At 74.1% G+C, this 10984-nt stretch carries 10 protein-coding genes and 1 tRNA gene; 8 read left to right on the top strand and 3 right to left on the bottom strand.

Going from position 1 to position 10984, the window contains the following annotated elements; genetic code table 11:
* The first annotated feature begins 477 nt into the window (after window positions 1-477).
* Together GTQ99_RS13530 and GTQ99_RS13525 are read left to right on the top strand one after the other, a co-directional pair.
* On the top strand, window positions 478-657 hold the full coding sequence (locus GTQ99_RS13530) for a hypothetical protein (RefSeq protein WP_166616259.1): 180 nt from the start codon (window positions 478-480) through the stop codon (window positions 655-657).
* A 105-nt stretch (window positions 658-762) separates the two neighbouring features.
* A tRNA-Lys gene (locus tag GTQ99_RS13525) sits at window positions 763-835 on the top strand.
* A 74-nt stretch (window positions 836-909) separates the two neighbouring features.
* Here the strand turns inward: GTQ99_RS13525 and GTQ99_RS13520 are convergent.
* Together GTQ99_RS13520 and GTQ99_RS13515 are read right to left on the bottom strand one after the other, a co-directional pair.
* Window positions 910-1509: a universal stress protein gene (locus GTQ99_RS13520; protein ID WP_166616258.1), complete on the bottom strand. Its 600-nt coding sequence runs from the start codon at window positions 1507-1509 to the stop codon at window positions 910-912.
* On the bottom strand, window positions 1506-3023 hold the full coding sequence (locus GTQ99_RS13515; RefSeq protein ID WP_205707437.1) for an MFS transporter: 1518 nt from the start codon (window positions 3021-3023) through the stop codon (window positions 1506-1508). The genes GTQ99_RS13520 and GTQ99_RS13515 overlap by 4 nt, the downstream gene beginning before the upstream one ends.
* Before the next feature lie 311 nt (window positions 3024-3334).
* On the opposite strand from GTQ99_RS13515, the gene GTQ99_RS13510 reads away from it, so the two are divergent.
* Window positions 3335-3673, top strand: coding sequence for a hypothetical protein (locus tag GTQ99_RS13510; protein ID WP_166616257.1), 339 nt, complete (start codon window positions 3335-3337; stop codon window positions 3671-3673).
* Window positions 3674-3696: 23 nt separating this feature from the next.
* On the opposite strand, the gene GTQ99_RS13505 is transcribed toward GTQ99_RS13510, so the two are convergent.
* Window positions 3697-4869 carry an ROK family protein gene (locus tag GTQ99_RS13505; RefSeq protein ID WP_166616256.1) on the bottom strand — a complete coding sequence of 391 codons (1173 nt, stop codon included), beginning with the start codon at window positions 4867-4869 and terminating at the stop codon, window positions 3697-3699.
* Between the two features lie 207 nt (window positions 4870-5076).
* On the opposite strand from GTQ99_RS13505, the gene GTQ99_RS13500 reads away from it, so the two are divergent.
* From GTQ99_RS13500 to GTQ99_RS13480, 5 genes are all read left to right on the top strand, one after another.
* The gene (locus tag GTQ99_RS13500; protein WP_166616255.1) at window positions 5077-6375 is read left to right on the top strand and encodes an extracellular solute-binding protein; all 1299 of its coding nucleotides are present in this window, start codon (window positions 5077-5079) and stop codon (window positions 6373-6375) included.
* 44 nt (window positions 6376-6419) lie between these two features.
* Window positions 6420-7412, top strand: a complete 993-nt coding sequence (locus GTQ99_RS13495; protein WP_338074978.1) for a carbohydrate ABC transporter permease — start codon at window positions 6420-6422, stop codon at window positions 7410-7412.
* Window positions 7412-8296, top strand: a complete 885-nt coding sequence (locus tag GTQ99_RS13490; protein WP_166616253.1) for a carbohydrate ABC transporter permease — start codon at window positions 7412-7414, stop codon at window positions 8294-8296. Before GTQ99_RS13495 ends, GTQ99_RS13490 begins: the two co-directional genes overlap by 1 nt.
* Window positions 8297-8321: 25 nt before the next feature.
* On the top strand, window positions 8322-10013 hold the full coding sequence (locus GTQ99_RS13485; RefSeq protein WP_166616260.1) for a family 20 glycosylhydrolase: 1692 nt from the start codon (window positions 8322-8324) through the stop codon (window positions 10011-10013).
* A 2-nt stretch (window positions 10014-10015) separates the two neighbouring features.
* Window positions 10016-10984: ROK family protein (locus GTQ99_RS13480; RefSeq protein WP_166616252.1), on the top strand; the 969-nt coding region annotated here is incomplete at its 3' end.

Genomic DNA, 10984 nt, shown 5'->3' with positions numbered 1-10984 from the left:
GGCGGGCAGCAGGGCGGAGGTGGGCGGCCGCAGCCCCGCGGCGTCGCGCAGGTGCAGGGCCAGCAGCAGCGACTGCGGCATGGTGAGGGTGATCCCCCACCGCCCCTCGTCCATCATCCGTCCACTGTGCTCGGCACCGCGGGCGTCGTCCAGCCGATCACCGGCCGTGGACCTGCGGCGGGTCCGGGGGGACGGCGGGTCATCCCGCGGGGTGATGCCCGGGTCGTGCCCGCGGGCGATGCGCCCGCCCCGGCGGCTGCCTAGCGTCGTGACCATGAGCACCGCGAGCCCCGTCCGCTCCCCCCTCGCCGCCGCACGCCGCCGGCGGCGGCTGCGCGCGGCCGCCGTCGCGGTCCGCAGCGGCCTCATCGCGCCGGACGGGTGCTCCGGAGGGGCAGGACCTCAAGGTGCGGCCTCCGCGCGACGACGTCCTGAGCGTCCCCTGAACTCGGGGGGAACCGACCGCCGGGAGGACGCATGACGCACGAGGACACGACCCACGAGCCGCGCGCGGGCGCGGAGCCGGTCATGGAGATGCTCTCCGAGCACATCCCGCTCTCGCTGATCATGGACATGGTCTCGCCGGACGGCCCGCACTCGGAGGAGCTGCTGGCCGCCGAGGGGCTGCCGGACGAGGAGTGGTGGAAGCAGGGCTGAGCACCCGCCCCACCGGCCGGTCCCGCGGGGTGCGGCTCCCCGCCGCGCACCCCGCGGGACCGGATTTCGCTGCGGCGCCTGGCACCTGCTAAGGTCTTCCCCGTTGCGCCGTTAGCTCAATTGGCAGAGCAGCTGACTCTTAATCAGCGGGTTCGGGGTTCGAGTCCCTGACGGCGCACTTCCACCGAGGGGCGACGGTCTTCCGTCGCCCCTCGGTCGTTCTCGGCACCTCTCCAGCGCTCCCCGCTGCGCTCAGCGGCCCTCGCCGGCGGCTCGCGGCGGCAGGCCGGGCCGGCCGGCGGAGGCCACCGCGGAGGCCGCCGCCCGCCCCAGCCGCTGCGCGGCCCTGCGGGTCGGGGACAGCCCCTCCTCCACCGGTGGCGGCATCACCACCACCGGGCAGGCCGAGGAGAACACCAGTCGCGGTGCGAGCAGCTTGGCGCCGGGCGTGGACAGCTCGGCCGAGCGCGGGGAGTCCAGCACCAGCAGCTCCGCCTCGCGGGACTGCCGCAGCAGCACCGCGCGCGGGGCGCCCTGCACGGCCACCCGCTCGACGACGTGCCCCTGCCCCAGCGCCGCCTCGACGAGCGCGGCGAGCTGCTCCTCGGCCTGCGCCTGGAGGTCGGCGACCCCCGTGGTGGCCACGGCGGGGGGACGGCCGCCGGCGACGGCCGGTGCCCGCGGGGGGCGCCAGGCCAGCACCGCGCGCACCCGCCCCCCGCGGTGGTCGGCCTCCTCCTGCGCCCACCGCAGCGCCTGCGGCGAACCGGTCCGCCGGCTGACGCCCACGACGAGCAGCGGCCGCGGGCGGGCGGCGCCCGCCTCCACCTCCGCCCCCGGTTCGGCGCTCACCGCGACCGCCCCCCGGCGGTGGTGCCGCCTGCGGGGGCACCCGTCGCCGACAGCGGGGTGGCGATGTCCTCGAGCGACTTGCGCTCGGCGTCGACGCCGATGACGCGGGCGACGATGCCGCCGGCCATCATCATCACGGCGCCGATGATGTAGCCCCACATCAGCGGGACGGTGTTGAGCACTTCGGCGTCCTCCCCGCCGGCGGCGTCGATGAGCCTGCCGAACAACCACGGCGCGACGACCCCGCCGGCGCCCTGGGAGATGGCGAAGAAGTAGGAGATCGCCTGCCCGCGCAGTTCCAGCGGGAAGATCTCGCTGACCGTCAGGTACGCCGAGGAGGCACCGGCGGAGGCGAAGAAGAAGATGACGCACCACAGGACCGTCTGGGAGACCGCGCCGAGCACCTGGGCGTTGAACAGGAACGCGGTGACGAACAGCAGCAGCCCGGAGCCGCCGTAGGTGGCGAAGATCATCTTGCGGCGGCCGACGGTGTCGAACAGCGGCCCGAGCAGCAGCGGGCCGAGCAGGTTGCCGAAGGCGAACGGGATGAAGTACCACGGGACGCTGCCCTGGTCGATCCCGTAGAACGTCGTCAGCACCAGCGCGTAGGTGAAGAAGATGGCGTTGTAGAGGAACGACTGCGTCACCATCATCGTGAACCCGAGCAGGGACCGCTTGGGGTAGGTGCCGAAGAACGTCCTCGTCAGCTGCCGGAACCCCAGCGGCGGCAGCTCCTTGATCTCCAGCGCCTTGGAGTCCGGGACCGGCTCCAGGTGGGCGCCGGAGTGGCGCACCCGTTCCTCGATGTCCTCGATGGTGCGCTCGGCCTCCTCGGCGCGGCCGTGGGTGACCAGCCAGCGCGGGCTCTCGGGGATGTGCCTGCGCAGGAAGATGACGACGAGGCCGAGCAGCGGCCCGATGAAGAACCCGATCCGCCAGCCCCACTGCACGGGGACCGACTCGGAGTACAGGTACAGGCCGGCGATGTTGCCGATGAGCGCACCGGCCCAGTAGGTGCCGTTGACGGCGATGTCGACGCGCCCGCGGTAGTGCGAGGGGATGAGCTCGTCGATGGCGGAGTTGATGGCGGTGTACTCGCCACCGATGCCGGTGCCGGCGATGAACCGGAAGACCGCCAGGGACCAGAAGTCCCACGCGAAACCGCCCAGGCCGCTGCCGACCAGGTAGATGAGCAGGGTCAGGATGAACAGCCTGCGCCGGCCCAGCTTGTCGGTCAGGCGGCCGAACACCAGCGCGCCGACCACCTGCCCGGCCAGGTAGGCCGAACCGAGGGCGCCGACCTCGCCGGTGCTCAGGCTCAGCCCGCCCTCCTCGTGGGTGAGGGCGGCGCCGTTGAGGGCGACGATCTGGATCTCCAGGCCGTCCAGGATCCACGACACGCCCAGACCGACGACGACCAGCCAGTGGAACTGCGTCCACGGCAGCCGGTCGATGCGCGCCGGGACGGTGCTGCGGACGGTGACCGGCGCCTGCCCGCCGGTGGCGGCGCTCACCGGCGCGTCCCCGCGCCGGGGACCGCGGCGGTCGCGGGGTGGTCCTGCTGCGGGCGGCGGGCGCCCTGCGCGGAGTGCTTCATCGCTCTGGCTCCGGTTCGAGGGGGTGGACCGCTGGGCGGGTCCGCGCGCCCGCGCGCCGCAGCGCCGGGGCCGCAGCTGCTGCTCCACCGCGCCAGCCCGCCCGGTCTACCACCGCGCCCGGCGCGCTGCGACCCGAGCGGGCCGGGCGCGCGGGGGTTCCCCCGTCCGCAGGGACGCCGGGGTTCCCCGGCGAGCGCGGCGCGCGCTCGTGGTCCACACTGCCGCTCGTGCCCACGACTGGATCCCCGCGCCCGGACGACCCCCAGCCGGTCGAGCAGGTCGCCGGCGGCGTGCGCTACGTGCAGCAGCCGCGCGACGAGCGGCTCGTGAGCTGGTGGGAGGGACTGCCCCGCGAGGTCCGCACCCGGCTGGCGGCGCTCTCCCCCGGCGACGCGGTGGCGCCGGACCTGGCCCGCGCGCTGCTGGAGGCCGGTTTCGCCTGCCCGACCGCGCTGACCACGACGCCGCAGGGCGCTGCGGTGCGCCAGCCGATCGCACCGGTGCCCCTCGTGCGGGCGCTGCTGAAGCTGCGGCTGACCAACACCGAGCGCCGCTTCGTCGGCTGACCGCCGGCTGGAGGGGCCGGCCGTCAGCTGAAGCCGAACTCCCCGGACAGCACGAGGGCGGCCGCGCCCTGCAGGACGCCGTTCGGGCCGAGCGCGGCCATCCGCAGCCGGACCCCGCCGCCCGAGGCCGGCATGCAGGTGGCCTCGACGGTGTCGCGGGCGGCGGTCAGCAGCGGCCCGTCGAGCAGGTCGGCCGGTCCCACGAGGACGACCTCCTCCAGGTCCAGGGCGGCGACGACGGGAGCGAGCACGGCCCCCAGGCGGCGGCCGGCCTCGCGCAGGGCGGTGCGCCGGCGGGCCGGGGTCCGCCCCTCCAGCGCCCGGGCGAGGTAGGGCGGGGCGACGATCGTCTCCAGGCAGCCGCGGCGGCCGCACTCGCACTGCTGACCGCGCGGGTCGACGACGAGGTGGCCGATCTCCCCCGCCGCCAGCCGGTGCCCGCGCACGAGGTGGCCGTCGAGGACGAGGCCGGCGCCGAGGCCCTGCCCGGCCACGACCGCCAGGAAGCCGGAGGAGGACGCCTCGCCGTAGGTGAACTCCGCGAGCGCCGCCGCGTCGGCGTCGTTGGCCACGTGGACGGCGGTGCCGAGCGCGGCCGACAGCCGCTCGGCCAGCGGCACGTCCTTCCAGCCCAGCCGGGAGGACTCCACGACGCCGCCGGTGGCGTCGACGATGCCCGGGGTGCCGATCCCCACCCCCACCACGCGCTGGGGCGCACCGGCGAGGACGTCGGCGCACAGCGCCTGGAGCGCCTGGAGCGCCTCCTCGCCGCGCAGGCCGGTGAAGTCGGCGGTGCTCTCGCTGAGCGGGGTGCCGGCCAGGTCGAGCACCGCCACCCGCACCACGGGCAGCATCTGCATGTCGACGGCGACTATGTGGTGCTCGGTGGAGCGCAGCCCGACCATCATGGCCGGCTTGCCCACCCGCCCCTCGGGGCGCAGCCCGAGCTCGGCGACCAGGCCCTCGGTGAGCAGGTCGCCGACGATCTCGGAGACGGTCACCCGGGTGAGGCCGGTGGCGCGGGCGAGGTCGGCGCGCGAGACGGGGCCCTCGTGGAAGAGCAGCCCCAGGACGACGGCGCGGTTGTGCGCCCTGGCCTGCGAGGGCAGCACCTTCGAGCTCGGTCGCAGGCCCCGCGTGGAGGCGCGCCAGGACGTCGGGTGCGGCCGTGGCACGGGCAGCGTCGGGGCGGTCACCGGATTGGTTTACCCCACTCACGAATCTCTGGCAAGGCTCTTGCCGAAGAGGTCGGGAGGCCGTTACGTTCTTGTTAAGCAGGTGTCCTAACTCTTGTCACGTGCTCGTCGGGATGTCGAGACTCAACGCCGAGTCGACCGGCAGCACCGCCTGCCCCCCCCACCACGCTCGTCCTGCCGCACCGGACCCTCGAAAGGTTGCCCGCCATGAACCTCACCCGGCGATCCCTGCTCGCCACCGCCACCGGCGCCACCCTGCTCGGCGGCCTCGCCGCGTGCGGCGGCGAGTCCGAGTCGTCCGCCGGCGCCGGCGGGGGCGGAGGGGGTGAGAGCAAGGACCTGCGCCTGTGGCTCATGCAGGACTCGGTGCCGGACGAGACGCAGGCCTGGCTCAAGAGCACCTTCGAGGAGCAGAACGCAGGCGCCACGCTCACCATCGAGGTCCAGCAGTGGGACGGCATCGTCTCCAAGCTGCAGACCAGCCTGGCCAGCCGGGACGAGAGCCCGGACGTCATCGAGTTCGGCAACACCCAGGTGGCGCTGTTCTCCTCGGTGGGCGCCCTGCTCGACATCTCCGACCAGGAGGAGGAGCTGGGCGGCAGCGACCTCATCCAGAGCTTCATCGACGCCGGCTCCTGGGAGGGCAAGCTGTACGCCACCCCGCTCTACGCCGGCGCCCGCGTCTACTACTACCGCCAGGACCTGCTCCAGGCGGCCGGCATCGCCGTCCCGACCAGCCTCGACGAGCTCGTCGCCGCCGCCAAGGCGCTGAACACCGCCAACCCCGAGGGCGTGCCGGACTTCTCCGGCATCTACATGCCCGGCGCCGACCCGCACACCAACGAGGGCTGGCTGTTCACCCACGGCGGGCAGTACGCCGAGCAGGACGGCGACACCTGGAAGGGCATGCTCTCCAGCCCCGAGTCGCAGGCCGCCCTCGCCCAGGTGCAGGACGTCATGCTCACCGCGACGAAGTACGCGCTGGACTCCAACGAGAACGCGCAGGTCGCCTACCAGCTGTTCAACGACGGCAAGGTGGGCATGTACAGCGCCCTCAACGTCGCCGCCGCCAAGATCGACCAGGCCATGTGGGACGCCGGCAAGGTGGGGGTCATGGCGCTGCCGGGCCTCACCCCGGGGAGCATCGGCAACACGTTCTCCGGCGGCTCCAGCATCGGCATCTCGGCGAACAACCACAACCTGGAGCTGTCCCAGGCGCTGCTCAAGCTCGTCTACTCCGACGAGTTCATGACCGACATGGCCAAGGTCGGCGGCTGGATCCCCGGCCGCACCTCGTTCTCCTCCGCCCTGGAGGGCCCGACCGGCTCGATCGCCCAGGAGATCATCGAGAACTCCGTCCTCACCCCCAACTCCCCGCAGTGGGGCGTGCTGGACGGCAACAACGTCCCCCGCGACTTCTGGGTGCGCATCGCCAAGGGCGAGGACGTCAAGGCCGTCGCCGCCGACGTGGACACCACCATCGCCGACGCCCTCAACAAGAGCTGACCGGGCTCCCCGGAACCGACGAGGACCAGCAGGAGGAGAACGTGGTGTCCGACCAGCTCAGCGCCGGCGTCAGCAGCGCACCAGCGACCGCGCCGCCGGGCGTGCCCGCCCCCGTCGCCCGCCGCAGGCCGCGGCCACGGCGGCGCGGCGGTTCGCTGGCAGCGCCCTACCTGCTGCTGGTCCTGCCCGTCGGGCTGGTGTGCCTGGCGCTGGGCTACCCGATGGTGCGGCAGTTCGTCATGTCGTTCCAGGAGTTCGGGCTGGCCCAGCAGTTCGGGCGGCCACCGGAGTGGGTCGGGTTCCAGAACTACGCGACGGTCCTGGGCGACCCCTACTTCTGGGTCGTCACCGCCCGCTCGGTCGCGTTCTGCGCGTTCTGCGCGCTGGTGACGATGGGCATCGGGATCGCGCTGGCCCTGCTGCTGCAGAAGCTGTCCACCGTCCCGCGCATCCTGCTCCAGGTCGCCCTCGTGCTGGCCTGGGCGATGCCGCCGCTGGCCGCGCTCACCGTCTACACCTGGCTGGTGGAACCCCGCTACGGGCTGGTGAACTGGCTGCTCACCTCGGCCGGGCTGGAGTCCTTCCGCGGGTACTCCTGGCTGGCGGGCAGCCCCTGGACGTTCTTCCTCATCGCCGCGATCACCGTGATCTGGACCTCGGTCCCGCTGGTGACGCTGTCGACGTACGCGGCGCTCAACCAGGTCGACGAGGCGATCCTCGAGGCCGCCGAGCTGGACGGCGCCGCCGGCTGGCAGCGGCTGCGGCAGGTCGTCCTGCCGATCATCCAGCCGGTCGTCCTGCTGCTGCTCATGCTGGAGATCATCTGGGACCTCAAGGTGTTCACCCAGATCAAGGTCCTGCAGGCCGGCGCGGGCAACAACCGGGAGACCAACCTGCTGGGCACCTACGTGTACGAGACCGGCATCGGCGGCGGCGACTACGGCATCGCCTCGGCGCTGGCGACCGTCATGCTGGTGCTCGTGCTGGTCCTGACCTGGCGCTACATGCGCACCCTCATGAAGCAGGGAGACCTGTGATGGCCGCCACCGAACCGGCGCTCTTCGCCCCGCCCACCCACGCGGACACCCGCTCGGCCCGCAACCGGCACAAGCACTGGTGGAACGTCCTCGCCGTCGCCCTGGCCGCGCTCTGGGCCTTCCCCATCTACTGGATGATCAACTCCGCCCTCATGCCGGCGGAGCGGCTGCGCTCGACACCGCCGCTGCTGGCGCCGCTGGAGCCCACGCTGCGCTCCTTCGGCGAGATCCTCGGCGACTCGCTGTTCTGGCGCTCGCTCGGCTTCAGCGCCGCGGTCACCGGCCTAGCGGTGGCGATCTCGCTGGTCTCCGCGGTCCTGGCGGCCGTGGCGCTCAGCCGCTTCACCTTCTTCGGCCGGCGCGGCGCGCTCGTCGCGGTGCTCGTCGTGCAGATGATCCCCGCCGAGGCGCTGTTCATCTCCCAGTACCGCATGCTCGACGGCTGGGGCCTGCTGGGCTCGGTGCCGGGGCTGTCCCTGCTCTACGTGGGGCTGATCGTCCCGTTCACCGTCTGGATGCTCAAGGGCTTCGTCGACGGCGTCCCGGTGGAGCTGGAGGAGGCCGCCATGATGGACGGCTGCTCGCGGTTCGGCGCGTTCTTCCGGGTGACGTTCCCGCTGCTGGGTCCCGGCCTGGTCGCCACCGGCGTCTTCGGGTTCCTCGTCGCCTGGAACGAGTTCACCCTCGCCTACGTCGTCCTGGCCTCCGGCGACCGCCTGACGCTGCCGGTGTGGCTGCGGACGTTCTCCTCCAACCTGCAGGAGACCGACTGGGCCGGCGTGATGGCGGGCTCGACGCTGGTGGCCGTGCCGGTCCTCATCGTCTTCGTCCTCGTCCAGAACGCCATGACCAAGGGCATGGTGGCCGGCGCCGTCAAGGGCTGACCGCTCGCCGCGCGCTCCCCGCGCACTGCCCGCGCAGGGCTACCGCCTGCGGACCTCCGCCGACGGCGTCGCCATCGCGCACGCCGACGCGGCGGGGCTGCGCTACGCCCTGGCGACGCTGGACCAGCTGCGCGCCGGCCGCGACTTCGAGACCACCAGCTACACCGTCGAGGACTCCCCCGACTTCGCCGTCCGCGGCTTCATGCTCGACATCAGCCGCGACCGGGTGCCCACCCGGCGCACGCTGGCCCGCTGGGTGGAGGTCCTCGACCTCGCCCGCGTCAACTGCCTGGAGCTGTACACCGAGCACACCTACCGCTTCCGCGGTCACCAGGTCGTCTGGCAGGACGCCTCGGCCCTGTCGGCCGCCGACCTGCAGTGGCTGGACGCGCTGTGCGCCGCGCGCGGCATCGAGCTGGTCTGCAACCAGAACACCCTGGGCCACATGGAGCGCTGGCTCAAGCACCCCGAGCACGCCAAGCGCTCGGAGAACGAGGACGGGTTCACGATGCGCGGGCGCCACCGGCCCCCGAGCACGGTGGAGCCGAGCCCGGAGAACGCCGCGTTCGTGGGCGAGCTGCTGGAGGACGTGGCCGCCAACTTCCGCACCCGGCGCATCAACATCGGCGCCGACGAGCCCTGGGAGCTGGGCACCGGCAAGAGCGCCCAGCGCGCCGAGGAGGTCGGCCTGGGCACCGTCTACTGGGAGTACGTCACCGCGGTCATGCAGCCGTGGCTGGACCGCGGCTGGACCGTCGAGTTCTGGGCCGACGTCTTCGGCGACCACCCCGAGCTCATGGACAAGGTGCCCGCCGGTGCGATCCCCGTCGTCTGGCAGTACGACTCCCCCGCGCTGCTGGGCGACGTCATCGACGCCGCCGGCGGGCAGGTGCAGGAGTGGCGCAGCCAGGGCCTGGACGTCACCGCGCTGCGCGACGGCTTCCGCGACCGCGCCAAGCTGCTGCTGGAGGCGGGCGTGCCGTTCTGGGTGGCGCCGGGGGCGAGCAACTGGAACGCCCTGCTCGGCAGGTTCGACAACGCGGTGGGCAACATGGTCGATGCCGCGGAGGTCGGGCTGGAGAACGGTGCGCAGGGGTACCTGAACACCTCCTGGGGCGACCACGGCCACTGGGACCCGCCGTCGGTGGCCTTCGGGCCGGTGCTCTTCGGCGGTGCGGTCTCCTGGGCGCTGGAGGCCAACCGCGACCTCGACGTCGCGGCCGTCCTCGACGAGCGGCTGCTGCTGGACCCCACGGGCACCACGGGCGAGGTCCTCGTGCGTGCGGGCCGCATCACCCGGCAGCTGGGCGCCCCGGTGCTCAACGCCTCCCCGCTGTGCATGGTGCTGCGCGACCCCGACGACGTGGCCGAGTGGGCGGTGCCCTCCCGCGAGGCGCTGCTGGCCGCGCGCGAGGTGCTGCGCGGCTGCCTGGAGGACCTGCGGGCCGCGCAGCCGGCCGCCGCCGACGGCGACGTGGTGGTCCGCGAGCTCACCCAGGCGCTGCGGCTGTCCGACCTGGCCGCCCGGGTGTTCCTGGCCCGCTCCGCGGACGGGGCGATCGAGGCGGCCGCCGCCGCGGGGCTGCTCACCGAGCTGGACGCCCTGCTGGAGGAGCAGCGGGCGTGCTGGCTGCTGCGCTCGCAGCCGGGCGGCCTGGCCGACAGCCTCGCCGAGTTCGCCCCGCTGCGCCACGCACTGCTGCGCGCCGCGAGCTGACGGTGACCGTCCTCACCGGGCCCGCCGGCGTGCGCGTCGGGCTCGACATCGGCGGCACCAAGATCGACGGTGTCGCGCTGGGTGCCGCCGGGGACGTCCTCGCGACGTCCCGGCGGCCCTCGCCCTCGGGGGTCGGGGACGTCGTGGCGGCGGCGGGGCGGGTCGTGGCCGACCTGCTCGACCAGGTCGCCCCCGGCGGCCCGCGGGCCCTGGCCAGCGTGGGCATCGGCATCCCCGGGCTGGTGGACCCGCGCACCGGCACGGTGCGCAGCGCGGTGAACCTCGGCTTCGGCCACGAGCAGGTGCCGCTGGCCGCCCTCGTCTCCGCCGTCACCGGGCACGTGGGCGTCAGCGTGGAGAACGACGTCAAGGCGACGGCGCTGGGCGCCTCGGCGCTGCTGGCCCCGGGCGAGGACCTGGCGCTGCTGTCGCTGGGCACCGGGCTGGCCGCCGGGATCGTCCTGGAGGGGCGGTTGCGGCGCGGGGGCAGCGCGGCCGCCGGGGAGGTCGGCCACCTGGCCGTCGACCCCGCCGGGGCGCTGTGCGCGTGCGGCCAGCGCGGGTGCCTGGAGACGGTCGCCTCGGGCGCCGCGCTGCAGCGCGCCTGGCCGCACGGCGGGGAGGGGCGCTCGGCGCAGCACCTGTTCGCGGCGGCCGCGGCCGGCGAGCGGGCCGCGGTGCAGGTGCGCGACCGGTGGGCGGCCGCGGTGGCCCTCACCGTGCGCACGCTCGCCCTGACGTGCGACCCCGCGCGCGTCGTCCTGGCCGGCGGTGTCGCCGGGGTGGGGCGCCCGCTGCTGGACGCGGTCGGCGGTGCGCTGCGGGCGCAGGCCGCCGGGTCGGCGTTCCTGCGCGGCCTCGCGCTGGACGAGCGGCTGTCGCTGCTGCCCGGCGACCGGCCGGTGGCCGCCATCGGCGCCGCCGACCTGGCCGGTCACGGCCTGGCCCGGGCGGTGGGACCGGGGCTGCAC

The sequence above is a fragment of the Kineococcus vitellinus genome (assembly GCF_009906315.1).
Classification (GTDB): Bacteria; Actinomycetota; Actinomycetes; order Actinomycetales; family Kineococcaceae; genus Kineococcus; species Kineococcus vitellinus.
Note: the sequence above shows the minus strand (reverse complement) of the source record. Positions and strands in the feature narration are given on the sequence as shown.

What these genes read in the sequence shown, in the direction of transcription:
- GTQ99_RS13500 (WP_166616255.1), top strand. Translation starts at nt 5,077, where the DNA reads ATGAACCTCACCCGGCGATCCCTGCTCGCCACCGCCACCGGCGCCACC.
- GTQ99_RS13530 (WP_166616259.1), top strand. Translation starts at nt 478, where the DNA reads ATGACGCACGAGGACACGACCCACGAGCCGCGCGCGGGCGCGGAGCCG.
- GTQ99_RS13490 (WP_166616253.1), top strand. Translation starts at nt 7,412, where the DNA reads ATGGCCGCCACCGAACCGGCGCTCTTCGCCCCGCCCACCCACGCGGAC.